The organism is Botrimarina hoheduenensis (assembly GCF_007859815.1).
GTDB classification, from domain to species: Bacteria; Planctomycetota; Planctomycetia; order Pirellulales; family Lacipirellulaceae; genus Botrimarina; species Botrimarina hoheduenensis.
Genome location: NZ_SJPH01000002.1, coordinates 518776 through 545316, shown reverse-complemented (window position 1 = coordinate 545316; position 26541 = coordinate 518776). Strand labels below are relative to the sequence as shown.

Below are 26541 nucleotides of genomic sequence, written 5' to 3'. Positions count from 1 at the left end.
CGCGGTGGAACTCAGTCGTCGCTGCTCGGCGGCCACCAGCGCATGAGCCACTGATCTTCTGCCTCGCGGAAAAAGAGCAACTCTCCCGCGAGGGGGGAGTTCTCCAGCCGAACCCGGCACGTGTCGGCTGTGGCGGGCGTAATCCACAGCAGATCTCCCCGCGCCCAGCGTTCGACCGTCCCGCGATCGCGGGACGCGTCTGCCGCGCTTGGCACATCGGCGCTTGGCACATCGTCTGCCGGCACCGAATCGTTCGGGGTCGCACCGTCGCGCGGGCCTGGGGCGGCCCCCACTGGCCCCTCGTAGTCGAGGTAAACGGCCCGGTGATCGGCAAGCCGTAGCGCCACGAGAGGGTCGTTATCGGCCGGTGCCTGACGCGCAAGGCGCACGATCCACTCGCGCGGCAATTTCATCAGCGACCAGGTGATCAGCCGATGCTCGCTCGTAGGTTGATGATCGCCAGCCGTTGCGGCTCGTTCGAGCATCAGGTCCCAGTGCGATCCTCGTTCGTGCGATGACGGGCACTCGTGACGCAGCAAGACAAATCGGAGCATGGTGCTACGGTTCAACCCGGATCGGTGTGTCGCGGGTGAGCACGTTCGACTCGCCCACAGCACGCACCTGCAAGAAGATGTCTCCGGTGCCCTGTTGGGCCGCATCGCAAGGAATCGTGAGTCGCACCGGTTGATTGGGCAGTAGCTGCGCAATCGGACCAAAGACCAGCGCTCCGCCTTCGGCCCGGAAGGGCACCGGCGACTGGGCCGGTTGCAACCGAGCGAGCAATTGGGACGGGAGCGTCACGCGAAACTCAACTCCGCTCAGCGGCGTGGTCCCCACATTGGCCACCGCCACGTCGAGCGTCAACGGCTGACCCACGCGCGCCGGATTACTCGACAGGCTCAACGCCCCGTCGAGCGCGCTGGGCACGACGTTCGGCGGTGACGGAGTGGGAGTCGGAGCTGCCGGCTCGATCGCTACGGTCACCGTGCGAGTCTCTTCAGGAACGCCGTCGGCCGCCACAAAGAGCGTTAGCTCGGCGGCAGGGTTCGGACGGTCACAACGGAACTTAACGTGGAACGGTGCCGACGAGTTCGCTTCCAGACGGCCTACCTCCCAGATAAAACCTCCGGGGATCCGTCGGTTGCCCTGTTCGGCGGCCTCGGGCGAGAGCTCCGTACCATAACGCAGTTCAACGCGCAGGTTTTCGGCGGGGGTTCCGCTGGTGTTGTAAACCCGGGGCCGCAGCTCATAAGACTGTCCTACCGTACGGCGTAGCTCTGCCTCGATACGAATGTCGAGCGTCGGCGACGCGGCTTGTGGCAGTGCTTCGATCGCAAAGCACTGCTCCGTAACCGCAGCGTCGGTACCGTCCATCGTGACACGCACGTAGTGGCAGTGACGGCCTGGCGCAACCGCCCGGAATTCCAAGCGGACCACATCGGACTCGCCCGGACCCAGGTCAGGGAATCGTCCCTCGTACTTGATTTGTGATTCTCCCGGCGGTGCCTGATCGTTCGCCAGACCCGACTCGAACCGATCAAAGATCACGAGGTTACGGGCCGGGGCGTCGCCCCGGTTCTCGACCGTTATGGTTACGGGAATGGCGTCGTTGACGCGGATTGCCCGTTGATTGTCTCGTTGAACGTAGACCTCTAGCAGCGGTGCCCCGCGATCAGCAGGCCCGATCGGCGGGACGTTGTCTGACGGCGGCGGCTCGAACGGCGTGGGGGGAACGCTGCCCCCCTGGCTGGGCGTGAAGGGGCCAATCACCCCGCCACCTGCACCAGCGGAAGGGGTCCACATCACCACCGACTCACCCGAACCGAGCTCGAGCCTCGGCGAGGGCATCGGCGCAGACTGGGCGGGGCGGGCGATTGTCACACGCACCACCGCCGTGCCGGGAAGGTCATCGGTGGGGGTCACCTGCATGGTGGCGCGTCCTTGGGCGTCGGTCGTCGCGATGCTCGCTTCTCCCGAGGCGTATCCCAACCGCGCGGACGAGCCCTGCACAACCTCGTAGCGCACCTCCCAACCTTGAACCGGCGCGCCGTCGGTCTTGCGCAGGACGGTGGTCGTGAGCTGTGCCGTTTGGCCCGGTTGAACTGAGAGGCTCGGCGGGATCTGCCATTCGGCATCAACCCAATAAATGGTCGCGCGGGCGCGGCGCGCGTCCCAATCGCGGCTCTCGGGGGCGTGCGCGGTGATGTAGCTCGCTCCTTCGCTGGCGCTCGTGACGGTAATCCACGCATCACCCGGACGCACCTGGACATCGTCCGTCGGATCGGCCGTGCCCCGATTAAGGCACGTGTGAAACGGGGAGGTATAGCCAACCGCGAAGGTATTGTCTTGTTTGTTGGGGCGCTGCCACGGATAGCGGAGGATGTCCATCTCACCCTGCTCTCCGACCGTGACAAACTGTCCGGTGCCTTCGGTGCCAAGCATCCACTCGATGCGGCGATTGGTCCGCAAGTAATCCTGCGGACCACAAACACCGGCGCGCAGGATTACTTCGCTACCAACGGGCGCAAGGACGCGTTCGGGGGTGATCGAAAGCCGTTCATCGGCGCGCGGCGGTGCCTGCCCCGGCGCTCCGGATACGGGCGTCAGCACCCCGCCTCCGGTGAGCGGAAGACCCGTCGTCCCGCCCGATCCGGGCGCGTAAACGGGGGCCGCATTGACGTTGCCAAGCGGATTTCCCAGCGTGGGATCGATTCCCGTGACCGGTGCGGGGGGCTCAGGCCAAATCAAAAAGCGGCGCCCCGAAGGATCGATCCGTGGCAGCCCCGAGCATCCGGCCGTCACCAGTGCCAGCGCAATCATCGCCAACACCCGGAGGGGCTGCTGCAGGCGGCGATGGCGGGGCGAGCGGGTCACGGCAAACAGGCCGTCCGAGCGAGGAACCGGGGTGGGGGCGTAAGGGAGTGGCCTCGCAGAGCGACCCGGCGGCGCGCGTGCCTCCGTGACGGTCCGAAAAGGGCCGCGTAACCGTACCTCGTGGGCTCGGGCGCGGATGCCAAAGGGCAACGATCGCGTTGACTTTTCGCGACGACAGGCTCCGATCATCGGGGCTATGCCGGTTGTCGGGCCGGGAGAGGTTCCGGAACCCTCAAGAGGGAACAGAACCCCCTCCATTTCTTGCCTTGCCTATCTTGCCCGACTAGGATCAGAGCTTCCGTACCGCTCGACCACCGAGCGTCGCGGCGCACCGCTCAGGGTGCAATTTTCCCGCTCCGCAGCTCCCCGCGTACGTTTCGGGACCGCCAGAGGCCAGCCATGCGAATCTCCGCCCTCACCAACCGTGCTTTCCTGTTTGTCGCGCTGTACGCGGCGTTGGGATTCTCTCATGCCGACGCCCAGTTTGGCGGCGGAGGCGGCGGAGGAGGACTTGGCGGTGGTGGTGGAGCGGGCGGTGGTGGCTTTAGCGCAGGCGGGGTGGTCGTCGATGCGGATGGCGTTCTGTCACGCGAGATGGTGCAGCAGGTCGATCCGCGTCTCGCCGAGCAACGCAAGGCCGAGGCGGTCTCGCGTTTGAACGGTGATCTGGCCAAGCCGAGCAAGCTCCGCAAGATTTCGCTGACGCGCCTTGAAGACGCCGTGGAAGCAAGCCTGGCAGAAGGCGGGTCGCCAGACGAAGCGATGCGCTATCTCGCGGGGCTAACGAGGATCGACTACGTCTTCTGCTATCCGCCCGAAGCGGGTCAGTCTGAGGGCGAGATCATTCTGGCGGGTCCCGCCGAACCGTGGGTCACATCGCCTTCCGGTCGGGTGCTGGGCGTCAGCACCGAGAGCCCGGTGCTCGAACTGCAAGACTTGCTCGCCGCGCTGCGGGCGTTCCCTGCCAATGAATCGGGCCAAGGCCCGTTGATCTACTGCTCGATCGATCCGACCGCCGAAGGCCTGGCGCGGATGCAGCAGTTCCTCGCCAGCTTTGGTCGCCAAGCCACTCCGGCTCAGACGCAGTACATTGTCAAAAGTCTGCAAGAAGCCCTCGGACCGCAAGTAGTGACGGTTGGCGGCATGCCCGCCGACACGCACTTTGCCCAGGTGCTGGTCGAAGCCGATTACCAGATGAAGCTAATCGGGATCGGACTGGAATCGGCCCCCGTCAAGCTCAAGAGCTACGTCGCCCGGGCGAACGCCGCGATGGTCAGCCGCAACGCTCTGCAGCGTTGGTACTTCGTCCCCGATTATGAGCGGCTCATGATGAGCGAAGACGGCCTCGCCGCTCAGATTGTGGGGGATGGTGTCAAGCTCATCGGCGAGGACGAAATGGTCTCGCGCGACGGTCGCCGTCGGCAGGTGGGTGCCACCAACCGAGCCAGCAACGGCTTTGTTTCCGACTTCACGAAGTCCTACGATCGGATCGCCCAGCGGAGCCCCGTTTATGCCCAGCTACGCAACTGCATCGATCTGGCGGTCACCGCGGCGCTGATCCGCACCAAGGGCTACTACCAAACCGCCGCCTGGACCCCCGGAGCCTTTGCTTCGGAAGAGACCTATCCGATCCAGACTTTCAACGCCCCTGAGCGGGTAGCCACGGCGGTCAACAGCCTCTGGAAGGGGAGCATGTTGATGACCCCGGTCGGCGGCGGCGTGCAGATCGGTGCCGCCGAAGCTCTGAACAAGGAAAACGTTCGCTACGATGAGGACGGAGCGCTTAGCACCACTCGTGAAGCCGTCCTAGCCACATCGCCTCGCGATCGTTGGTGGTGGGACTGAGAGGGCGTCTGCCGGGCAAGCCGGGGCTATAAGCCTCCGGTCGTGATGACCCGCAGATCACAAACGTTGGTGTGCGTCGGGCCGGTCACCAAGAGCCCTTCAGCGCGCTCGAAGAAGGTGTAGGCATCGTTGCGGCGTAAGGCGTCGTCCAGTGCCGCACGATCGTCGCCCACGCGCTGGGCCAATGCCTCGTCGATCATCGCGCCCGCGGCGGGCGTCGGCCCGTCTTCGCCGTCAGTGCCGCCCGAGACGATCGCTACGCCCCGGCAATCCCCCAGCACGCGCAGCGCAGCGAGCGCCAGCTGTTGATTGCGGCCCCCCCGTCCGCGCACCTCCGGCGGTGCCAGTTCAACGGTCGGCTCGCCGCCGGCGATCAGGCAATTGGGCGACACGCCATCGGCATGATCACGCATCTCGATCGCCAGCGTCGCCAATCGCTCCCCCACCGCCTCAGCGAGCCCCTCGGGCTCCGTGGCGGAAGTCATCGCGTGGCGATAGCCGAGCCTCTCGGCCTCGATTCCCGCGGCGTCTACTGCGGCGGCGTTGTTAGCGAGCATCACCGTTTCGGTTTGGGCGCTAATGCTCGTCGGTGGCGGTGCTTGACGGAGCACCTCCACAACAGCCCGCAGTTCGGGGTCCTGGAGAAGATCCAGGTCGTGCAGCACCTGGAGCGCGTCCTCCGGAGTCTGGCGCGCAGCGATTGTCGGGCCGCTTGCGATCAGATCGAGCGGATCGCCTGGCACATCGGAGATCACCAGGGTCAGAATCCGCCGCGCACGACAAGCCCGCGCGAGGCCCCCCCCCTTCACGTCGCTCAGGTGTTGCCGCACCGTGTTGAGCTGATGGATCGTGGCACCACGGGCCGACATCCGCTGGGCGAGCACGGCTTTGTCATGAACCGTTAAGGGGGCGCGGGGGGCGGTTAGCAATGCTGAACCACCTCCCGAGAGCAAACAGATCACGAGATCGTCGGGGGCTGCGGAACGCACGATGCGGAGCATCTCCGCCGTTGCGGCGGCGGCGGCCGGACGGGGTTCGTTCACGCCGGGTGGTCGGCCGCCCACCAACCGCACGCAACGGGTCGGTCCGACACAGTCCTCGGGCGTGGAGACCACTCCATGCACGCGGTGTGTGGCAAGAAGCGCATCCCCCAGGGCCGACTCAAGCCCGCGCACCATCGCGGCACCGGCCTTGCCGCCGCCGACCACATGAATCTGCCCCAACCGCGCCATGGGGACTGCGGCCGCTAAATCGCCGCGGCAATCCTGGAAGAGAATCTCACCGTCGGCGACACGAATCGCGGCGGGGATCAGCTTCTCGGGACGAACCGCGTCGAGGCCCGCATGCCAGATGCTCAGCGCGTCTTGAAGCAGTGGTCTGGCAGTCATCCGATGCGGCTCCTCGGTTGGACGAGCCTACTCCCCAGTCGGTGCTCCAGGCGGCGTAAAGCCGCAACCTCGGCAAGCCCCTCGAACCATCAACCGTCTTTGGTTTCGTTCTCGATGTCACGGATTTTTTCGAGCCGGCGGGCGTGACGTCCCCCTTCAAACTCGGTGCCGATCCAGACACTCACCATCCGCTCGACTACGCGGGGGCTGAGCAAGTCGGCCGACAGGCACAGAACGTTGAGGTCGTTGTGGCGGCGGCTGATCTCGGCCGTGACTTCGTCCGTGCAAGGGGCGGCCCGGACCCCTGGAAACTTGTTCGCGGCGATCGCCATACCGATGCCGGTACCACAGATCAGCACCCCGCGATCGGCTTCACCGTGACTAACCCGACGGCCGACGACCGACGCAAAGTCGGGGTAGTCAACACTGTCATTGGTGTTTGCCCCGTCGTCTACGACCTTATGGCCAAGCGACTCGAGGACCGAGATCACCTTGCGTTTCAGGTCGACACCGCGGTGGTCGCTAGCGACAGCAATCTTCATCAGAAAAGCGATCCAGACGGGGAGAGAGGGTTCGTAAGCGAATTGAGGCGTGCCTAGGCACCGGCGATACCCAGTTCTTTGATTAGTGAATCCGCGTGGTGGCGGATGCCATTCTCGATTTGCGCCAGACACTGGCGATAAACCTCGATGCCGCCGCCAATCGGGTCCGCTATGTCGCGGCCAACAGGGTCTAGGAGTTTGACACGCGGCCCGATATCCGGCCAGACCTCGACCAGGGCCGCCTCATGCCCCGAGGTCATGGGGATGATCAGATCGGCGTGGCGGACGAGGTGTTCGGTGACTTGTTGAGCGGCGTGATCGTCGATCGCAGCACCGCGCTCTCGCATGAGTTCGGCGGTCTGCGGGCTGGCTTTGGCCCCCGGCGACGCGGCGAGCCCCGCGGACGCCACTTGCACCCCCCTCGAACCCAGCTCATCGACCGGCACGCCAAGCCGCTCGGCCAACAGGGTCCGCATGACGGCTTCGGCCATCGGGCTTCGACACGTATTGCCCGTGCAAACGAACACCACCAGCAGCCGGGTCATCCGGTCGATCGTTTGCTGGCCAACAACCCCTTCCCGCAGCAGCTCAATCTCGTTGCCTTGGACACGCACCACCGTCGAGGGCTGGCCGTACCGTGAGGGACCGTCGTCTAGCACCAGCGCGAGCTTGTCGCCGAGCGACTCGACGCATTCCTCGGCGGTAACCGCCTCACGACCGTCGTTGAGCTTGGCACTGGTCAGCGCGACCGGTCCTGCCAGCATGCGGAGCACATCCTGGGTCACCTGATTCGCGGGTGCCCGCAGCCCCAGCGTGCCTTGCGGGCACAGATAGGGAATCGCCTCAGCGGGCAATTGGCGGATGAGCCCTTCTTCAAGATCTGCCTCCACCACGAGCGTCACCGGTCCGGGCCAACAGCGGCGCGCGAGGCGGCGCGCGATCGGTCCCCAACGGGGAGAATAATCTTCGGCTTCGTCGGCGCTTTTGATCGCTAGCGCGAAGGGATCCGCTTGAGGAGGCCCTTTCGCAGCGGCCATCCGCTCCAGGGCAACGGGGTCCGCGGCGTTGCACGCGATGCCGTAAACGGTCTCAGTCGGCAGGGCGACGAGCTGCCCCTCGGCGAGGGCCTGTACCGCGCGATGCACGACGTCTCGGACGTCATCGGCGTGCGCGACGTTGATGACAACAGGGGGCATCAGTGCGGAATCGCCGTTAAGAACGCAGTTAAGAACGCAGGGGGAGCAGGACGGGGAGAGCGTCTTTCGGAGACAGAACGCCGGGGGCGAAACCGCCATTGAACTGTCTTCTGCCCGTTCTTCAGACCTGCACTGTAGTGTTGTCCACCCGAGCAGAAAACCCGGCGATCTGCCCCCACGGCGTTGCAGCGAGGGCGACGCCACGTGAGACTGCAGAGGGCCCCTCTCAGGATTTGCCTCCCGATCGGTTGCCCCGCCTGCTTGCTGGCCGCTGCCGCTGCAAGGGCCGGAACGGAATCAGCCCCTTTTTTAGCGGCCCGCACCTCTAAGGCGAGCATTCTCCCCTCACTTGCCCAGATCGATGACGCCCCCAGACCGTCCTCCGCTCGACCGCCGCAGGTTTTGCCAAGCGGCTTCCGCTGCCGCGGGGCTCGGGGGCTGGAGTTTGCTTGGCGGTGCTGGCTTGTTTGGCGGTGCTGGCTTAGCGCTGAGCGGTTGCGGACCCGCCGCTGCGGAGAAGGGCTTCGGTCGATTAGAAGCGGTTTGGGGCCGGCGGGGCATCGTCGAAGGACGAATGAGCAAGCCCCGCGCGATCGCGATTGATCCGCAGGACCAGCTCTATATCGTTGATTTCACTGCCCGGATCCTGGTCTTTGACGACCAAGGAAATTTTCTCCGAAGCTGGCAGACACCCGAGAGCACCAACGGGCGTCCGACAGGACTCACCTTCGACGCATCGCGCAACGAGTTGCTGGTCGCCGATACGCACTATTACCGTGTGCTGTTCTACACGCCCGCCGGAGAGCTTCTCACCGACCGAACGGTGGGGGGTGTCAATGGCAAGGGGCCCGGTGAGTTCGGCTTTGTAACGGACGCCGTCCGCGACAGCACCGGCTGCCTGTATGTCTCCGAGTATGGCGATAACGACCGCGTGCAGAAGTTCTCACCCGACGGCGAGTACCTGTTGGGCTGGGGCTCTCACGGTTCCGAGCCGGGACAGTTCCGGCGGCCGCAGAACCTGGTAATCGATCCGCAGGACCGCATCTGGGTGTGCGATGCTTGTAATCACCGCTTGCAGCTCTTTGATCCGCAGGGCGAGCTGATCGGCTTGTGGGGAACCGAGGGCTCGGACGAGGGTCAGCTCTACTATCCGTACGACATGGCGCTCGACCCCGATGGTAATTTTTACGTCTGTGAGTACGGCAATCATCGACTGCAGAAGTTCTCGCCCGCGGGGGTGCCGCTCGGCGTTTGGGGCGGACAGGGACGCGAACCGGGCCAACTTTGGGACCCCTGGGCCCTGGTGCGTGACAGCCGGGGCAGGCTGCACGTGCTGGATACGGGCAACCACCGCGTACAACGGATTGCGGTCTGAATGCGGCGGGCACCCCCCACGCGGCGTCCTCAAGTCGGTATCCTTAGCATGGCCATTCGCTTCAGCGCCGCCCTCATACGCGACGACCGAACGATCCCGTTGGTTCCCTGATGCTCGACTCAAGCCTTGCCTTCGATAGCCGCTGGTGGCTCGCCGCGTTGCTGCTGCTACCGGTGTTGTGGGGGTTGAGCTTTGGTGGCTTATCGGGTTTGGGACGGGGCCGCCGACTGGCGGCACTCGTGTTGCGTTCCTTGGTGTTCACCGCCATTGTCCTCGCGCTGGCCGAAGCGCAGTACACGCGGACAAGCGACCGTCTGACGGTCATTTACCTGCTTGACCAGTCCGCCAGCATTCCCGAGGCACAGCGTGAGGCGATGAAGTCGTTCGTTAACGCGTCGGTGCGCTCCCATCGACGCAGCGAAGCGGGCGATCGGGCCGGGGTGATTGTCTTTGGTCGCGACGCCACGGTCGAACTCCCACCAGTGGACTTCACCTATGAAATGCCACGCATCGAGGCGGCGATTGATCGCCAGCAGACCAATCTGGCCGCGGCGATGCAGCAGGCGATGTCGCTGTTCCCGCCCGACTCGGCCAAACGGATCGTCATTGTCAGCGACGGCAATGAAAACGTGGGGGATGGCCTGCGCGAGGCACGCGTCGCGACCGCCAGCGGCGTGAGCATCGACGTGGTGCCTATTCCCTTACCACCGCGGGCCGACACGGTGGTGGACAAGATAGCGATCCCCGCCGGCGTCCGCCGGGGGCAGCCCTTCGAGGCGCGCGTCGTGATCGATCATCGCACCGCGGCGGGCGATGATACCGACGGGCGCGGCGTCTTGCGGATCATCCGTAAACGGGGCGACCTGCAAGAGATCATCTCCGAGAGCTCGGTCTCGCTCCGTCCCGGCAAGAATGCCTTCGGCGTGCGCGAAACGATCGATCAAGCCGACTTCTACACCTACGAAGCCCGCTTCACACCCGAGAACCCCGACACCGACGCTTCGAACCAAAACAACGCGGCGACCGCTTACACCCATGTTCGCGGCAAGGGCCATGCGCTGGTGATCGAAGATTGGGAACACCCAGACGAATTCACACGACTCGTCGAAACCCTCAAGGACGAGGGGCTCGACGTCACGCTGCGGGGGAGCGATCGCTTGTTCGGTTCGCTCGCCGACCTGCAGCGTTACGACACCGTCATCCTTGCCAACACGCCCCGCGCCAGTGGCTTCGGCGACACACCGGGAGGCGTTGTCAGCACCGACTCGATCAGCGGTTTCTCGGACGAGCAGATCGCCATGCTGGTCCGCAACACCGAGGAGCTTGGGTGCGGCCTGATCATGATCGGCGGAGATCGCAGCTTCGGAGCCGGAGGCTGGGACGAGACCGCGCTTGAGAAGGCGTTGCCCGTCGATCTGGAAATCAAGGCGGCGAAGGTCACTCCCGTGGGGGCTCTGGGCATGATCATGCACGCCAGCGAGATCGCGCGGGGCAACTATTGGCAAAAACGGATCGCGATCGAAGCGATCGACGCCCTCGGGCCACGCGACTACGCCGGCCTGCTCACCTGGAACGGCAGCGACCAGTGGCTGTGGGGGCAATCGCAGGGAGGAATGATCACGGTCGGACCGTCTCGCAATCAGATGAAAGCGCGGCTGGATCGGCTTACCGTCGGTGATATGCCACAGTTTGACCCGGCCATGAATCTCGCTGCCCAATCGTTTGCGGGGCTCAATAACCCCACGCCGGCCACAAAGCACTTGATCATCATCTCCGATGGCGACCCCTCCCCCCCCTCCGCCCGGACCATGAAGTCCTTCATTAGCCAGGGAGTGAAGATCACCACGGTGGCGGTCGGGGCCCACGGTCCCCCGGGGCACGCCACCATGCAACAGATCGCCAACCAAACGGGGGGCAAGTACTACGTGGTGCGCAACGCCAACGCGCTGCCGCGGATCTATCAGCGCGAGGCTCGGCGTGTCTCACGGCCGCTCGTCAAAGAGCTGCGTCCGCCGATCCCTCCGCAGATGATGCTCCAGCACGAGATCATGCAGGGGATCGACCCCAACCTGCCCGCCATCAGCGGCTTCGTCCAGACGACGGTCAAAGACAGCTCGCTCGTGGAGGTAATCCTCCGCTCGCCCGAGCCCCCCAACCCTGAGAGCTCAACGATCCTGGCCACTTGGAATTACGGCCTGGGCAAAGTCGCCGCTTTCACTACCGACGCCGGGGCCCGATGGGCCAACGACTGGACCGGCTGGGACGGCTACGCCCCGTTCTTTAGCCAGATGGTGCGCTGGTCCATGCGGCCCACGGGCGACACGGGCAATTTCACGCTGGCCACCGAAGTCGAAGACGGTCGGGCCCGCGTCATCTTGGACGCGCTGGACAAGAACGAAGAGTTCCTCGAACTGCCCGCGATCAGCGGGGTCGCCGTACAGGCCGACGGCGATCGCCCGCTGTCGTTCTCGCAAGTCGCACCGGGGCGGTACGTCGCTGAGTTCGAAGCCGATCAGGCGGGCAGCTACATTTTGATGGTCAACCCCGGACCCGGTCAGCCGATGATCCGCTCCGGGCTATCGGTTGGCTACTCGGACGAGTTTCGTGATCGCGAAACGAATCGTCCGCTCCTCGAATCGATCGCCAGTCTCCCGGCCGGCAACGGCGAACCTGGCAAGGTGCTGAGCGACGAAGCAGGCGTCGAGTTCGACAGCGCGGCAGCGGCCGAACAGGTCGCTGCCGTTGACTCGTATCGTCGCGACTTGCCGCCGGCGGTCTCGCGTCAGCCGATCTGGCCGCTGCTGGTGCTGGGCGCAAGCGTTCTGTTCCTGGCAGACGTCTTCGTGCGGCGGGTGCAGATCGGATTTGACTGGGTCGCTCGCTTGTGGCAGGCAATCCGGCAACGGCTGGGGGGGGGAGAACGCCCGGCTGCCGAACCGGTTACGATGCAGAGGCTCCGCAGCCGCAAGGCGGCGCTACGCGACGAGCAAACCGGGCGGCAAGGTGCCACCCGTTTCGAGACGCCCGACGAACCACTCCCCGCCAGCGAATCGCCGCTGGCCGCGGCGACCGCAACCCCCGGCGCTCCCCGCCCCAAGCCCCGTCAGAGCGATGACCTCTCAGGGGTCGAAAAGCCGATTGAAGAGGCCTACACCTCGCGACTGCTCAAAGCCAAACGCAAGGCGTCTCAGGACCGCAACGAACCGCCCGCCTGATACCACGCCACCGCTTCCGCCCACTTCATCACTCTCAACGCTTGAAGGCTTGCGTCTATGTCTCTCGGCGATTCGATCGAACAACGGGCCGCCCAGTTCGCTGAGCGCTATAAGGCCGTCTACAACGAGCTAGGCAAGGTCATCGTCGGCCACGGCGAGATCTTGCACGGCGTGCTGACGTGCCTGTTCTGCGGAGGTCACGCCCTGCTGGAGGGGGCCCCAGGCTTAGGGAAAACGCTGCTCATCAAGACCCTGAGCGAAGTGCTCGACCTCAAGTTCAGCCGCATTCAGTTCACTCCCGACCTGATGCCGGCCGACATCCTGGGCACCAACTTGATTGTCGAAGATCAAGATGGTCGGCGGAGTTTCGAGTTCCAGCGCGGACCTGTCTTTACCCAGATCTGCCTGGCGGACGAGATCAACCGCGCAACGCCCAAGACACAGTCGGCGATGCTCGAAGCCATGCAAGAGAAACGCGTCACCGCCGGCGGGCAAACGTTCGATCTGGAACGGCCGTTCTTCGTCATGGCAACGCAAAACCCGATCGAGCAAGAGGGAACCTATCCGCTCCCCGAGGCGCAGCTCGACCGCTTCTTCTTCAAGCTGCTTGTGGATTACTCCGGCCGCAAGGACCTGAACGAGGTGCTCGCCCGGACGACCAAAGGCATCACCGTGACCCCCGCCAAGATCATGGACGGCACCGAGATCCGCGCTCATCAGCAACTCGTGCGTGAGGTGATCCTCGCTCCGCATGTGCAGGACTACGTGGCCCGCCTCGTGCTCGCGACGCACCCCGGCGGCGACCTGGCAGCCCCTGCCGCAAATCAGCACCTGCGATGGGGTGCCAGCCCCCGCGGTGCGCAAACGATCGCCCTGGCGGCGAAGGTGCGGGCGCTGCTCGCGGGACGCTACAACGTCAGCTTCGACGACGCTCGCCGTGTCGCCCTGCCGGCGCTGCGGCACCGGGTGATTCTCAACTTCGAGGCCGAGGCCGAGAGCATCCAGCCGGACGATGTCTTGCGCGAGATTATCAAGCACGTGCCCGAGACACTGGCCGAAGAGAAAGTCGCGTGAGCGCGTCCCGCAACGAACGCCGAGGTATCGACCGAACCATCAAGATCGTTGGCGGTCTGCTACTAACCGTCGGGCTGACCGCGTTGCTGCTGAGCTTGGTCGAAGTTCAAGCTAGCGGTAGCGCGACGTTGCCCAGCGGAGCCAATCTGCAGATCACAGCAACCGGGCTATTCTCAGGCTTCGGGATTGACAGCTCCGGGCCCACTGTCGTTGTTGATATCGGCCGCCATACGTTGGAATTCACCAACACGCATGTGATCGTCGATGGCTTGAAGATGCGCCCGTCGTAACGCATATGCGTTATGAATTGAGACTCCTTCCGAAACATGCACGCCTGGACAAACGCCTCGCGGCACGCCTCGCTGTCTTCAGACGTGCACCACTCCCACGGCTTTTGACCGACATACTCAGGCACGCGCGGGTGCAGCACACAGGTGCCATCGGCGGAAACGATCAGAACGTAACTCTCGGCAAGGCTGGCTTGCGAGCTTGAGTCGAGCGGCATCAGAGTTTCTGTCGTGGTCAGGTCGAAAGGTTTCCCACAAATAGCACACGCCTGTCGACTTGCTGTCGATAGCGGGTGCTACCACTGCCACACGATAATAATCCACGCTCGATCTACTTACTCAAAGGCGACCCCCGATGTACGCCCGCGTAGCCCCTCTGCCGACCAATGGCCTTCTGCTGCTGCACGACGTGCGAGGGCCTGCTGAACGCCTGCTGCAAGAGGCCGCTCGGCAGTTGGGGATCGCTTCGCTTCTCACTTCACGCATCGAGGAATGCGCCGTGCATGCCGAGGGAGCGCGGCCGGTTGGCATCATCGCGCCAACAAAACCAACCGTGAACGCACGGTTTGCGGATCTCGCCGACGCCAGCTTTCGCCGCGCCGTATTCATCGGCCTGATTGAGTCCGAGGCCGAACGTCCCGTCTGGCAACGTCTCGCATGGGGCGTCATCAGCCTCAGTGATCCTCCCGAGCGAATCGCCAAGCTGCTCCAAGACGCCATCCTGATCGCTGATCAGCGCCGGAATGAATGGGATCTCGTTCAGGCTTACCATCGGCGTCGCGAGTCGCTGACCCAGGCCGAAGAAGAGCTCCTCGTCGCGGTTTGCGATGGCAAGCTCAACAAGCAAATCGCCAATGAGTTGGGGGTCAGCATCCGGACGGTCGAACAACGGCGCCGACGGGTGTTCGCCAAGATGAAAGTCGCGTCAGCGATCCCGCTGGCCGATCGTGTGGCGACCGTGCGGACACTCGAAGGCCGCTTCCTGCGGTGCGATTTACAAGAGTCGCGCGGAAACGCGGCACCAAGAATCAGCCCGAATGAATGACGGCGCTTAGCATTCGCAGGCCCGGATGTCCGACCTATCTCTATCGAATGACTGAGGTAACGAGACCCCTTGGTCTTCCCCCCTGAAACAGAGCCACTCTGAGTGAGAGAATCTCGTGCCGGGCGGTCCCCGGTTTTTGGAGGATTCTTTCGATGAAGCGGACAAGGCACACGACGGAGCAGATCATCGANACATGGAGATCTTGAAGGAAGCCGCCAAGGGAAACTGGTGAGCCCCGAGTGTAAGCGGCGGACCGTCGATTCGGTCCGCCGCCTCTTGGGGCCCAAGAAGGCGTCGCAGAGGAGGGTCTGCCGCGTGCTGGGCCAGCCGCGTGCGACGCAGCGTTACCAGTCGAAGCGTCAGACGCTCGACGCGGAGTTGCTCACGGAGATGCGGAGCATCGCGGAGAAACGTCCTTGCTGGGGCAGCCCTCAGGTTTACGAGGCGCTGCGTCGGCAGGGACGCGAGGTGAACCACAAGCGGGTCGAACGCCTGTGGCGAGAGCACGGGATGCAGGTGCCCAAGAAACGCCACAAACGGCTGCGTTTATCGCTAAGCGGGAGCGAGAACAGCTGCGTGCGGGCCTGCACAGGCTCGAGAGCCGGCGCCGTGACGCTTAAACCACGCCAGAGGCACGCAACGCCGGCGAAGAGTAGGAAGATCGAGAGGGCTGGTCGCATGATGGGGATCCTAACGCAAGTAGACAGCGGGGTGGGGTGGTGTTCACCGCTTAGCTCGTAGCTCGTAGCTCGTAGGATGGGTGCTCGCACCCATCTCAAGGCGTCGCGAGGTGATGGGTGAACCTGTCGGTGGCAAGCCCACCAAGGAAAACAGCATCACGCCGACAGAACCACCCATCCTACGGGCTCGCTTGCTATGCTCCGACGCATCGCCGACGCCCTCCATCGGGAACTGATTGTGCAGTTCGTGCCGACCAAGCATGCGGGGTAACTACCTCGTTACCTCCAACACTCACTCCCCCACTGAACTGGGGGAGGGGTTTATCCGCGCGGTGATGAGAAGGCCCGGTCAATGGGGTATGTAAGGCCCTATCGGCAGAGAGCGTGCTGTGATTCTGGTGGGGTGATGGGGCGGTGAGGTGGTCAGACTTGTGACGACCGATGCAGATTGAAGATGTCAATCTGGCGATCCGCAAACAACTCTTCTAACTTCTCCGGTCCGTTTGCCTCTGCGAACGCTCTTTCGTCCTCTGAGATTGGCACAGCCAAGAGCCAGGCCACTTTTCTACCATCGAGGTCGAGCGTATTGAGGTGGTCTTCCCACAAGAATGGCGGAACAAATAAGAAGTGCCGCATGGTCGGCGAGCAATCATACATCGCCAACACGTCGGGGAATATCACACCGGGACAACAGAACCACTTAGAGTTGATTACGCAAAACGCTGCCGTCGATAGTGCATTATCGAACCCCTTAAAGGCACTACCACAGGCTCCCACAATTTCCAGGCGAGCCCCGTACTCTTTCTCTCCCTTGAACAACGGCCAGCCGGACAAGCCGACTGTCGAGTACGAGATAACGCCTTCCTGCGGTCGGTCTTCGCACGTCAGGATGTCCACCGAACTCGCGTGGTTATCATCCCAAAACCGTGCAACTCGCGGGCGCCCACCGAACGCTTGTGCGGCAGCTTTGGCTATTGCTTTGTCGGCATCGGAAATAGATGGCATTGTCTCAACTCCGTCACGGCCCAAAGTAGTCGTCCGTCAAATCTTCGCTTAAGTGGCTTCGGTTTGAACCGGGAAGTTCTGGGCGGTAGTGCGACGGGTCGTTGTGCTCATCTAAGAATTGCTTCCTATCAATCCCCCGTTCAGCCGCACTCTGCTGGTGCTTCCTGAACTCGTGGCCGGGAGGATGACCCATATCCCACGGTTGATCCCGACCCATGAAGCGGCCGGTCACGGGGTCACGAACACGCCCCGTCGATTCTTCAATCGCGTCGTCCCAAACTTCGTCTCGCACACCCTTCTTGAAACCAGAGGGGCGAGAGTAGGTGCTGCTGTCTGGTGCGTCTAGCCTTGCGGCGCTCTCCAACACGCCATCGCTCTTGCGTCCCAGGGTAAAGACTATCCCCAGCCCCGACAATCCCGTGCCCGCGAGCTTGCCGCCGGGGATAACGCCGACGCCTGCGATGACCCGCTCGGTGGTGCTGAGCGGCTCGCCGTAGCTCGTAGGATGGGTGAACCTGTCGGTGGCAAGCCCACCAGGGAAAACAGCATCACGCCGACAGAACCACCCATCCTACGGGCTACGGGCTACCGGTTAAGCAGCCGCTTGCCGCACCATGTGATCGGCGAGGACAAACTCTGTAGAGCTTGTCGTTTGCTGCTCAATGGCAACCGCGCATTGACATCGTCTGATGGCGAGCGGTTCATCTCCGCGCTCGAACGCCTTTATCGCTCGGTAGAACTCGAAGCGACAACGTTCATCTGGCTGGCTAATAGGGTGTTCTCTTGCGATCTCTTGCGCCAGCTCGGCGTCGTCCGCTTGGTCCAATAGGTAGCGTCCAAGGGGAGCCGGCCAGTTCTTTGCCCAACCTGTATTGAGCCTCTGCTCGATCGCCTCAATGGCTTCTTGTCGTAACGCTTCGTCGCTGAGTGCAACTGCGGGATAGTAGAGCAACAATGCGGGGCTAAGGTTGCCGGCCCCGTCTCCGTACTTGCATCGCAGCCCCTCACGCCAGTCGCGAATCGCTGCTTCTCGGTCTTCCATCAACCAGTAGCAAGCCCCGCGCTCATTGTAGTCGCCCGCGCCCGGTAGCGGGTTGCTTTCAACCAAGGATGTTAACAGTGCAGCCGCCGCACGCGCATTCCCAAGGCGTAATTCGACCCGCGCAAGCGCCCTGCGATACAGTTCGAGGCGCTTCTCTTCTCCGCAGCGGTCTGTATTACCCTCCGCCAATAGCCGTATACGTATATCCGTAAAACGTCGTGCACGTAACGCTTCCTGAATCTCTCCACCCGTCATTCAAAGACCCCGCCAAACTCAATATCACCTGTCGCAGGGTCATACCCAAATAACCCTGCTCTTCGTTCAGGATACTGCCCAATTTGATTCTCAAATGCCCTGAAACCTGAGTCTGTCTTCGGCTTCAGTTCCGCTATATCGAAGCCTGGATCAACTCCGTCTACCCACCTTGCGTCGGGACCACTCTGCCCCGGGCCGACAAATGTCTCAAACACGCTGTCAGGATACTGTTCTTTCAGGTGCTGTGGCAAATCCTGATGCACCGCTGTGCCGAAATCACGCCGCGCCTTCACGTTCGGCGTGAACTCCTTGTTCAAGATCGGCAGCTCTCGTGACGCCCTCTCTAACACGTCATCGCTATTGCGTCCAAGCGTAAAGACTATCCCCAGCCCCGACAATGCCGTGCCCGCGAGCTTGCCGCCGGGGATAACGCCGATGCCTGCGATGACCCGCTCGGTGGTGCTGAGCGGCTCGCCGTAGATGTTCGTGCCGGCGACCGCCTCCTTGATCGCCGCGCCGGTGCCGACGTACGGCGTCTCGCCGACGGCGATCTCCGCCCCGTCCTTCGCGATGCTGCCAAAGAACGCCTTCGTCGCCGCCCACCAGACCGAGTCGTCCGACTGCGAGGTTGTAGACCGGCTCGGGGGGGCCGCGGGGGGAGAGGCTCGCCACGCGGAGCAGCTACAACCATCACGCCATGCGCGTTACGCCGAACTACTTCCGCGCGCGTTTGCGCGAAGTCTTCGTCTCTGCATCGCTGGGTTGCGCTTCGTCGCGAAACGCCTTGCTCGCGGTGCGGGAGATTGGCTTTTTCGTCTCGGGGGCGGGGGCCGGCGCGGGGATCGATTCGCCCGTCGTGCGGCCCTCGGCAATGTCGCACAGCTCTTGCTGGCTGCGGTGCAGCGGCTCGTTGCCGTTGGGCCGAGCGCGGGTGTAATTGCCGTTGGCGGTCAGCAGGCGGGCACGCAGATTGTCTCGCAGATAAGCGGGCACGATCTCTTCGACAATCCGAGTTTTGAGCGGGTCGGCTTCGATGGGGAACATCACCTCAACGCGGCGTTCGAAGTTGCGGGGCATCCAGTCTGCGCTGCTGAGGTACACCGACTGCTTGGCACCCGTGCCGAAGACCATGATCCGGCTGTGTTCAAGAAAGCGATCGACAACACTCCTGACCCGGATGTTCTCGCTCAAACCGGGCAGCCCTGGCTTCAAGCAACACATGCCACGCACGACCAAATCAACCGGCGTGCCGGCACGGCTCGCATCGTACAGGGCGGCGATCGTCGCCCGATCGACCAGTGAGTTGAGCTTCGCGAAGATCCACGACTTCTTGCCCCGTCGAGAGCGCTCGGCCTGTTCGTCGATCAGTTCGATCGTTCGTTCGCGGAGGTCTTGCGGGGCAACAATCAGCTTGCGCCAATCGTGATTTTGTGAGTAACCGGTCAAGAAGTTGAAGAGGTTGGCAACCTCCTCGGTCATGACGGGGTCGGCCGTAAAGAGCCCCAAATCGGTGTACAGTCGCGCGGTGCTGGGGTTGTAGTTGCCCGTGCCCAGGTGGGCATAGCGACGCACGCTCTCGCCCTCCTGCCGTACCACCAGTGCCAGCTTGCAGTGGGTTTTCAGGTCCATAAAGCCAAACACAACGTGTACGCCCGACCGTTCCAGACGGCGAGCCCACGAGATGTTGTTGGCCTCGTCGAACCGTGCTTTGAGCTCGACCAGGGCGGTCACATGCTTGCCCGCCTCGGCCGCGGCGATCAGGGCATCGACGATCGGGCTATCGCCGCTTGTGCGGTACAGCGTCTGCTTGATCGCGAGCACGTCGGGGTCTCGCGCCGCGTTCTCGATGAAGTTCACGACCGGACGAAACGCATCGAACGGATGATGCAGCAACAGGTCGCTGCGGGCAATCTGAACGAACGGATTTTTCTCTTCCGACAGGCGGCTGGAGGGCTTGGGGCGAAACGTCGGGTGCAGCAAGTCGGGCCGCTCGACCTGATCGATCAGCTCGGTCAACCGCGACAGATCGAGGGGGCCATCGACCGGATAAACCTCGCCGTAGCCGGTTGGTTCGTTCGAGTTGGGGTCGGTGCTGGCAACACGGAGTTCCTCCTCCCGTACTAGAGTGTCGAGCAGCTCATCGGACATGCCGGAACCCGCCTCGATGCGGACGGCCTCGCTCCGCTGTCGGGCTCGCAGACGGCGCTCGATCGCCCGCAGCATGTCGTCACCCTCCTCGTCGAGCAGGTCGGTGTCCATGTCGCGGGTCACACGGAACGACCCACACGAGAGAATCTCGTAGCCCCCGAAAACCTCGGTCAGCCGCGCGGCGACGATCTCGTCCAGCAACAGAAAGTCGCGTGACTGCCCGGGTTGGGAGGGAACAAAGCGGGGCGACATCTGCGGGAGCTGCACGACGGCGTCCATCGCCGCCGGACCGATCCCCATGCGCCGCTTCAACCGCGCGGCGAGGTACACGCCGCGGTTGTTGAACCGCGGGCTCGGATGGCTCGGATCGATCGCCATCGGGGTCAGGATCGGCAGCACGCGCTGACGGAAGTAGTCATCCACGGTCCGACGCTGATCCACCGACAGATCATGTTCGCTCAGCACGCGCACACCGGCCCGCGCGAGCGAAGGCCGTACCGATTCGTTCCAGCACGTGTACTGTTCGCGCACCAGTCGGCGTACCCGATCCGCGATCAGATTCAGCTGCACAATTGCTGACACACCGTCGACTGGCGGGTCTTGCGGTGCCATCGCCCCGAACGCCTGCTCGCGGAGCCCCGCGACACGCACCATGAAGAACTCGTCCAAGTTGGACGAGAAGATCGACAAGAACTTGACCCGCTCCAACAAGGGATTCGAGTCGTCTTGCGCCTCTTCCAGCACACGTTTGTTGAACTCGAGCCAACTCAGCTCGCGGTTCAAGAAGTGCTCGGCTTGATATTCGCTGGGGGGCATCCGTACGGCGCGGGATCGGGGGGAGCGGGGGCGTGCCGTATGGATTGTAGGATATTTACAGAAGCAGGGCAGACTGTGCCGCCCGGGTGAGAGTTTTCCCCGCGGAAGCGAACCCCTCCGTAGGGGGGATCTGGGCCGTCTCTGATCGGGAGGGCGTGTCCGGGCGTAACAAACGCCCAAATGACAAATCGCCCCCCGGTCCGAGGGAACCCGCAAAGCACCCCCTTCAAAAGATCACTCGCCCCGTAGAATTGACTAGATCGGCGACTTGCCGGGGACGACGTAGGTGGGCTTGGTCGGAGCCAAGGGAGAGTTCTCCAGGCTGACCGGCGGGCCGAGGATTTCGACCAGCTCGGTATCGTCCAATTCTTCTTTCTCTAGCAGCGCGTTTGCAACAGCCTCGAGCTTGTCGCGTTGCTGCAGCAGAACCTCATCGGCGAGCCGCTCGGCCTCGTGCAGGGTGCGCGAGATCTCTTCGTCGATCATCTGGGCCGTGTGCTCGCTGTAGGCTCGATGCTCTTGAACAATCTCGCGGCCGAGAAAGGGATCGTTGTGGCCGCTGTTGTAGGCAACCGGCCCGATCCGCTCGCTCATGCCCCAATGGGCAACCATCCGTCGTGCGAGGTCGGTCGCCCGCTTCAGATCGTTCTCGGCACCCGCTGACAACTCGTTGAACGCGAGCTGCTCCGCCGCTCTCCCCGCGAGCGCCATGGCGAGCTGCGCCTGGAGTTCGCTCAGTGAGATGTTGTGGCGATCTTCTTCGGGCACGTACTGCGTGACACCGAGCGCGCGGCCGCGGGGGATGATCGTTACTTTATGAACCAGATTGCCGCTGGGAACGAACCAGCCGAGCAGCGCGTGCCCCGCCTCATGGTACGCGGTGACCTGTTTCTCTTTTTCGCTGAGCACGTCTTCGCGGGCGTCGCCCATCAAGACTTTGTCGCGGGCGTACTCGAAGTCCTCGGGCGTGACGAACGAGCGATCGTTGCGTGTGGCCCAGAGGGCGGCCTCGTTGACGAGGTTCATGATGTCGGCACCAGTCATGCCAACCGTCGCACGGGCCAGCTTGGCGAAGTCAACGCTCTCAGAGATAGGAACCTTGCGCGAGTGCACCTCGAAGAGCTGCTCACGCCCCTCGATCGTGGGACGATCCACGGTCACGTGACGATCGAAGCGGCCCGGACGCAGCAGCGCGGGATCGAGAACGTCAGGCCGATTGGTGGCCGCCATAACGATGACGGTTTCACTGGGGTCGAACCCATCCATTTCGCTGAGGATCTGGTTGAGGGTTTGCTCGCGTTCGTCGTGCCCGCCGCCCAGGCCGGCACCGCGTTGGCGGCCGACGGCGTCGATTTCGTCGATAAACAGGATGGCGGGGGCCTGCTTCTTAGCCGTGGCGAACATGTCGCGTACACGACTGGCTCCCACGCCGACAAAGAGCTGGATAAACTCGGAGCCGTTAATCGAGAAGAACGGCACGCCCGCCTCGCCGGCAACGGCTTTGGCGAGTAGTGTCTTGCCGGTTCCCGGCGGACCGTTTAGCAGAACTCCCTTGGGGACCCGGGCACCCAAGCGGGCGAACTTCTCGGGTTCTTTGAGAAAATCGACGATCTCCTTCAGGTCTGACTTCACGCCCCGCAGGCCCGCGACGTCGTCGAAGGTCTTCCGATTTTCGTCGTCCAGTTTGTACTGTCGCGCGGGGCTCTTGGTGACCCCGCCCAGCATGCCCCCGCCGACCACCTGATCGCGTGCCCGGCGGGCGAAGTTCCACATCATGACGCCCATGGCAACTAACAGGCCCAGCCAGAGCACGGTCAGCAGGGCGTTGTAGTCAAAGGGAGCTTCGTTCAAAACCATGGCCCCACTGGCCAGGAGCTTTGACTCCAAGGACTCGCGGAGGCCCGTATCGCCCAGTTGGACGATAAACTGCTGCGGTAAAACCTCGCGCGGTGCGGTCGAGGCTGCTTCGCCAGGCAGCGGATCAAGGCGCGGTGCCAGCGGAGGATCAATAAACTCGCCATAGAGCAACGGGCCGCGGACGACCACGCGGCGCACATTTTCCTTCTCCACCGCCTCGGCGAAGGTTGAGTAAGTCACTTCACGGGCAGCGTCCATCAGCTGCTGAATAAGCAGCATCCCCAGGCCAACTCCGATCGCGATAATGAGCAGGGTCGAGGCCGGAGGGCGCCAGCCTCGCCCTTCCTCCCCTTCACGGGAGGCGGGGGGCTTGCTCGACGAGTGGCGCGGTTTGTCGACCATGCGATCGGGGCTGGGGAAACAAAGGTTGGATCTAGCGGGACGCTCCGGGGCAGGCGTTGTCTCACAACACCGTGCAAGCGAGTCCGGCTAACCCTAGGAAGATGACCCGCTCACGCCAACCGCCGGCGTTTGCGAGGTATCGGGGAGCATAAGGGTAGCGGGTACCCGCCGGTTACTCGGGCTTGCTCTGATCGACGAGTTTCCCCTCATCGTAGAGTCGCTCGATGACCTTTCCGTCTGGCTGCCACTGGGTGGTCTTGCCGTGACGTTTGCCGTCTTTGAACTCGGCGACAGCGCGTTGCTCACCGAGCTTTCCCCATTCCTTCGCTACGCCGTTGAGTGAGCCGTCTTTAAAGGTGGTGACCTGACGCATCTGGCCGTTGGTATACCAAGACTTCCACTCACCGTCGGCCTTGCCGCTGGTGTACCGTTCCTCACGGAGCGGCTGCTCACCGGTCTCGTCGAAATAGGTCCAAACCGAATCGCGTTTGCCGTTGGCGTATTGCCGCGTTGCAAGACGCTTACCGTCTTCGCGGAGCAGATCCACCTTTCCGTCAGGCCGCCCGCTTACGAAAGTAACGCGTTTGGCGATCTGGCCGTTCTTGTGGTAATAGGTCCATTCACCGGTGGGCTGCCCTTTCGAGTACTGCCCTTCAACAAAGAGCTGACCGTTGGAGAAGTACTCTTTGATGATCCCGTCGCTCTTGACCGACTCGTCGGAGTAGCGGATCAGGCCGCGTTCAAAACGGGGGATGTCGGTCCCCTCGTAGTTTTGCTTGAGCGTTTGCGTCTCGACTGCGCTGGGCGGCGGGGGCTGCTCGGTTTGGGGCAGGTAGATCGGCGGGCCGGTGTAGGGCTCCACTTCGAGCGTGCCGGGGGCCGCTTTCTTGGCCGACTGGGCCGCTGTGTCGCTAGCAATCGCTAGGCAAGCCACCATCACTAGCATGAGCCGTAGGACCGCCCGCGCGACAGCGCTCGGATTGTGCCGGCAGACCGCCACGGGCGGAGAGCAAGGAACAGGACGGCGCGTCAGGGTATGGAGCGTCAGGGAATCGTGGGCAGCCGCCATAACAAACGATGTGGGGGTGAAAGCGACGATCGCCGGGGCCGTGCGGATCGCTCCGCATGGCTTTGTCGGGCGACATGACCAATAACAATCCCTAAGTCTACCGCCCAGGGCGCGAGCGTCTACGACCCGGCCCGCATCCGAGACCGCAAATCTCTAGGGGCAAAGCCGCCAGCCCGTGGGCAGAACGGCCTTCTTGGGGACCACCACCACGCCGTCGCGCACTACCACGCCCTGCGAAGCGTCTACTTCGCTCTGCCCCGAATCATTGACAATCCGGACCCCCGAACTGATCCGGCAGTTCTTGTCGATGATCGCCCCTTCGACCACGGAACCGGCTCCGATACCGATACGCGGCAAGCCGGCGGCGTCGTTGGCGGCGACCCGTGAGGTGTCCTCATAGTAATCGCCGCCCATTAGCACGCTGTCCCTGATGTGGACATCGCGGCCGATCCGGCAGCGGAGCCCCACCACGCTGTTCTCGATCACGGCACCCGGCTCGATCACACAGCCATCGGCGATCAGGCTGCCCGAGATGGTTGCCCCGTCGATGCGAGTGGGGGGAAGAAACCGCGGTCGGGTGTAAATGGGCGAACTGGCAGACGATAAGGAGAAGGGGGGGCTGGGGGCCGCCATCTGGAGATTGGCTTCGTAGAAGCTGCGGATCGTACCGATGTCTTCCCAGTAGCCGTCGAACAAGTGCAACTGGACACGTCGCGACGCGATCGCCTGGGGGAAAATCTCCTTGCCGAAATCAGAGTGATCCTGATTGTCCAGCAGCTCGATCAGCGCCTGACGGTTGAACAGGTAAATCCCCATCGAAGCAAGACAGTCGCGCCCGTTGCTCGCGACTCCACGGGCGTCGATCCAGGCCGGATCGACCGCGACCGACTTCAGTTGCTCGTCCGTCGTTGGCTTCTCGACGAAGCCATTGATTCGGCCCGAGTCATCGGCGCGCATGATGCCCAGCCCGCTGGCTTCCTGCCGAGCCACCGGCTTGGCAGCGATCGTTACGTCGGCGTTCGATCGTTGGTGATCTTCCAGCATCCGCCGGAAGTCCATCCGATACAGCTGATCGCCGGAGAGAATCAGCACGTAGTCAAAACCCGGACGCATAAAGTAAGACAGGTTCTTGCGAACCGCATCGGCGGTTCCCTGATACCAATCCTTGTGGGCGTCGTCCTCCATCGTCTGCTGTGCGGCGAGAATCTCAACAAATCCGCCACTGAAAGCGTCGAACCGATAGGTCCCGCGGATGTGCTGGTGCAGACTCACCGAGAGGAACTGTGTGAGCACATAGGCATGATTGACCCCCGAGTTGATGCAGTTAGACAGGGGGATATCAATCAACCGATACTTGCCCGCCAACGGCACCGCGGGCTTCGATCGATAGCCGGTGAGCGGCATCAATCGCGTGCCACGACCACCGCCCAATACCACCGCGACGACGTTCTTCATGATCTGTGAGCCAGGAGAGATGAGCTATCGGTCTAAGGACGGGAGCAAGGCAACCGTGTCCGGATTGCTCGCCACACGGAAAAGGTTTAGCCCGGCGGGGCGTATTGGTCACGCGGCACCGCCAGCGTGTTGAAGACACACCGCTCGAGCGGCCTGCGCTCGAGCGGGGTAACCTCGGGGTTCAACAAGACGTAGTCAGCGTCCGTCAGCAGCTTGGTCACCTCGTCTGCATTCTCTTTGCCAACCTCGATATAAACTACCGGCCGGGCTTCTGAGAGGACGCGGTTGGCACCCCGTAGCACCAAGACCTCGGCCCCTTCGACATCGATCTTGATGATCCGCGGACCGGGGGCCACCTCGAGCAATGCGTCCATGGGCAGGGTCGGCACGAGCTGCGTCTCGCGGACTCCGCCGGTGGTGGCCCGGGTGCTGACTTCGGCCAGCGCGTTCGAAGCCCGGCCACGCTCGGCGATCGCAAACCGGGCCGCCCCGGCCTCGGTCGAGATGGCCGCCGGCAGAACCTCGATCGCCAGGTCGCGATTGTCGGGCAACGAACACGTTCGGCGGATCACCGAGGCAAGCCAGCCATCGGCTTCGACCGCGAGCACGCGGCCCTTGGAGCCCGCACAGTGCCCCGCCGCAACCGCGAACACGCCGAGGTTCGAGCCGATATCCCAAGCCGTATCCCCCGGCCGCACCCACTCAGCGGCCACGTCGAGCAGGGCCGACTCAAAGGCGTAGCCCGTCGGCGAGAGGTAACGCAAAGCCGCATCGGGCGAAACAATAATCGGACGGCGCCCGAACTCCGCAGAAAGTCGACGCTGAAACGTGCGTCCTCGTGACACCCGCTCCAGAAAGTGCCTCATAAGGCCCATGCGTTTTTCCTGCGTCTCACGGGGAATTGATGCGGGGGGTCCGCTGTGGATCGGTATACGGGGAGGCTTATCGCGGTTGCCCGGACGCGGTGCTAA

21 protein-coding genes and 1 pseudogene are annotated in these 26541 nt (G+C 63.3%); 7 read left to right on the top strand and 15 right to left on the bottom strand.

Going from position 1 to position 26541, the window contains the following annotated elements; all coding sequences use genetic code 11:
- Nucleotides 1-11: 11 nt before the first annotated feature.
- Together Pla111_RS05920 and Pla111_RS05915 are read right to left on the bottom strand one after the other, a co-directional pair.
- Nucleotides 12-554, bottom strand: a complete 543-nt coding sequence (locus Pla111_RS05920; protein WP_146572319.1) for a hypothetical protein — start codon at nt 552-554, stop codon at nt 12-14.
- Between the two features lie 4 nt (nt 555-558).
- Nucleotides 559-2874, bottom strand: coding sequence for a hypothetical protein (locus Pla111_RS05915; protein ID WP_197524798.1), 2316 nt, complete (start codon nt 2872-2874; stop codon nt 559-561).
- 399 nt (nt 2875-3273) lie between these two features.
- Between Pla111_RS05915 and Pla111_RS05905 the strand changes: the two genes are divergently transcribed.
- Nucleotides 3274-4719: a DUF1598 domain-containing protein gene (locus tag Pla111_RS05905; RefSeq protein ID WP_197524797.1), complete on the top strand. Its 1446-nt coding sequence runs from the start codon at nt 3274-3276 to the stop codon at nt 4717-4719.
- Between the two features lie 26 nt (nt 4720-4745).
- Here Pla111_RS05905 and Pla111_RS05900 read toward each other — a convergent pair whose 3' ends face one another.
- From Pla111_RS05900 to Pla111_RS05890, 3 genes are all read right to left on the bottom strand, one after another.
- Nucleotides 4746-6107, bottom strand: coding sequence for a glycerate kinase type-2 family protein (locus Pla111_RS05900; RefSeq protein WP_146572313.1), 1362 nt, complete (start codon nt 6105-6107; stop codon nt 4746-4748).
- Nucleotides 6108-6196: 89 nt separating this feature from the next.
- Nucleotides 6197-6649 (bottom strand): ribose 5-phosphate isomerase B, encoded by a 453-nt coding sequence (rpiB, locus tag Pla111_RS05895; protein ID WP_146572311.1) that lies wholly within the window; start codon nt 6647-6649, stop codon nt 6197-6199.
- Nucleotides 6650-6702: 53 nt separating this feature from the next.
- On the bottom strand, nt 6703-7845 hold the full coding sequence (locus Pla111_RS05890; protein WP_197524796.1) for an L-threonylcarbamoyladenylate synthase: 1143 nt from the start codon (nt 7843-7845) through the stop codon (nt 6703-6705).
- A 361-nt stretch (nt 7846-8206) separates the two neighbouring features.
- Here Pla111_RS05890 and Pla111_RS05885 point away from each other — a divergent pair, with 361 nt between their 5' ends.
- From Pla111_RS05885 to Pla111_RS05860, 6 genes are all read left to right on the top strand, one after another.
- Nucleotides 8207-9220, top strand: a complete 1014-nt coding sequence (locus tag Pla111_RS05885) for an NHL repeat-containing protein (protein ID WP_146572307.1) — start codon at nt 8207-8209, stop codon at nt 9218-9220.
- Between the two features lie 110 nt (nt 9221-9330).
- Nucleotides 9331-12435, top strand: coding sequence for a VWA domain-containing protein (locus tag Pla111_RS05880; RefSeq protein ID WP_146572305.1), 3105 nt, complete (start codon nt 9331-9333; stop codon nt 12433-12435).
- Between the two features lie 57 nt (nt 12436-12492).
- On the top strand, nt 12493-13509 hold the full coding sequence (locus Pla111_RS05875; protein ID WP_146572304.1) for an AAA family ATPase: 1017 nt from the start codon (nt 12493-12495) through the stop codon (nt 13507-13509).
- Nucleotides 13506-13799: a hypothetical protein gene (locus tag Pla111_RS05870; RefSeq protein ID WP_146572303.1), complete on the top strand. Its 294-nt coding sequence runs from the start codon at nt 13506-13508 to the stop codon at nt 13797-13799. The genes Pla111_RS05875 and Pla111_RS05870 overlap by 4 nt, the downstream gene beginning before the upstream one ends.
- 352 nt (nt 13800-14151) lie before the next feature.
- Nucleotides 14152-14841 carry a LuxR C-terminal-related transcriptional regulator gene (locus Pla111_RS05865; protein WP_146572302.1) on the top strand — a complete coding sequence of 230 codons (690 nt, stop codon included), beginning with the start codon at nt 14152-14154 and terminating at the stop codon, nt 14839-14841.
- Nucleotides 14842-15069: 228 nt separating this feature from the next.
- Nucleotides 15070-15582: an IS3 family transposase gene (locus tag Pla111_RS05860; protein WP_146572301.1), complete on the top strand. Its 513-nt coding sequence runs from the start codon at nt 15070-15072 to the stop codon at nt 15580-15582.
- A gap of 362 nt (nt 15583-15944) precedes the next feature.
- On the opposite strand, the gene Pla111_RS05855 is transcribed toward Pla111_RS05860, so the two are convergent.
- The 10 genes and pseudogenes from Pla111_RS05855 to Pla111_RS05815 all read right to left on the bottom strand — a co-directional run bounded on the left by Pla111_RS05855 (nt 15945) and on the right by Pla111_RS05815 (nt 26436).
- Nucleotides 15945-16526 carry a suppressor of fused domain protein gene (locus Pla111_RS05855; protein WP_146572300.1) on the bottom strand — a complete coding sequence of 194 codons (582 nt, stop codon included), beginning with the start codon at nt 16524-16526 and terminating at the stop codon, nt 15945-15947.
- Nucleotides 16527-16539: 13 nt separating this feature from the next.
- Nucleotides 16540-16818: an HNH/ENDO VII family nuclease gene (locus Pla111_RS17665; RefSeq protein WP_391581011.1), complete on the bottom strand. Its 279-nt coding sequence runs from the start codon at nt 16816-16818 to the stop codon at nt 16540-16542.
- 300 nt (nt 16819-17118) lie between these two features.
- On the bottom strand, nt 17119-17823 hold the full coding sequence (locus Pla111_RS05845; protein ID WP_146572299.1) for a hypothetical protein: 705 nt from the start codon (nt 17821-17823) through the stop codon (nt 17119-17121).
- On the bottom strand, nt 17820-18140 hold the full coding sequence (locus Pla111_RS17430) for a hypothetical protein (protein ID WP_231930774.1): 321 nt from the start codon (nt 18138-18140) through the stop codon (nt 17820-17822). Before Pla111_RS17430 ends, Pla111_RS05845 begins: the two co-directional genes overlap by 4 nt.
- A gap of 90 nt (nt 18141-18230) precedes the next feature.
- Nucleotides 18231-18374: pseudogene (locus tag Pla111_RS17660) on the bottom strand (pre-toxin TG domain-containing protein); the annotation flags it as partial.
- A gap of 163 nt (nt 18375-18537) precedes the next feature.
- Nucleotides 18538-20787, bottom strand: coding sequence for a polyphosphate kinase 1 (gene ppk1 / locus Pla111_RS05835; protein WP_146572298.1), 2250 nt, complete (start codon nt 20785-20787; stop codon nt 18538-18540).
- 255 nt (nt 20788-21042) lie between these two features.
- Complete coding sequence (gene ftsH / locus Pla111_RS05830) at nt 21043-23046, bottom strand: ATP-dependent zinc metalloprotease FtsH (RefSeq protein ID WP_231930772.1); 2004 nt, start codon at nt 23044-23046, stop codon at nt 21043-21045.
- A 172-nt stretch (nt 23047-23218) separates the two neighbouring features.
- A complete protein-coding gene (locus Pla111_RS05825) occupies nt 23219-24115 on the bottom strand; it encodes a toxin-antitoxin system YwqK family antitoxin (RefSeq protein WP_146572297.1) in 897 nt (298 codons plus the stop codon).
- Between the two features lie 153 nt (nt 24116-24268).
- Nucleotides 24269-25570, bottom strand: a complete 1302-nt coding sequence (locus Pla111_RS05820) for a glucose-1-phosphate adenylyltransferase (RefSeq protein WP_146572295.1) — start codon at nt 25568-25570, stop codon at nt 24269-24271.
- An 86-nt stretch (nt 25571-25656) separates the two neighbouring features.
- On the bottom strand, nt 25657-26436 hold the full coding sequence (locus tag Pla111_RS05815) for an FkbM family methyltransferase (protein WP_197524795.1): 780 nt from the start codon (nt 26434-26436) through the stop codon (nt 25657-25659).
- Between the last annotated feature and the right edge of the window lie 105 nt (nt 26437-26541).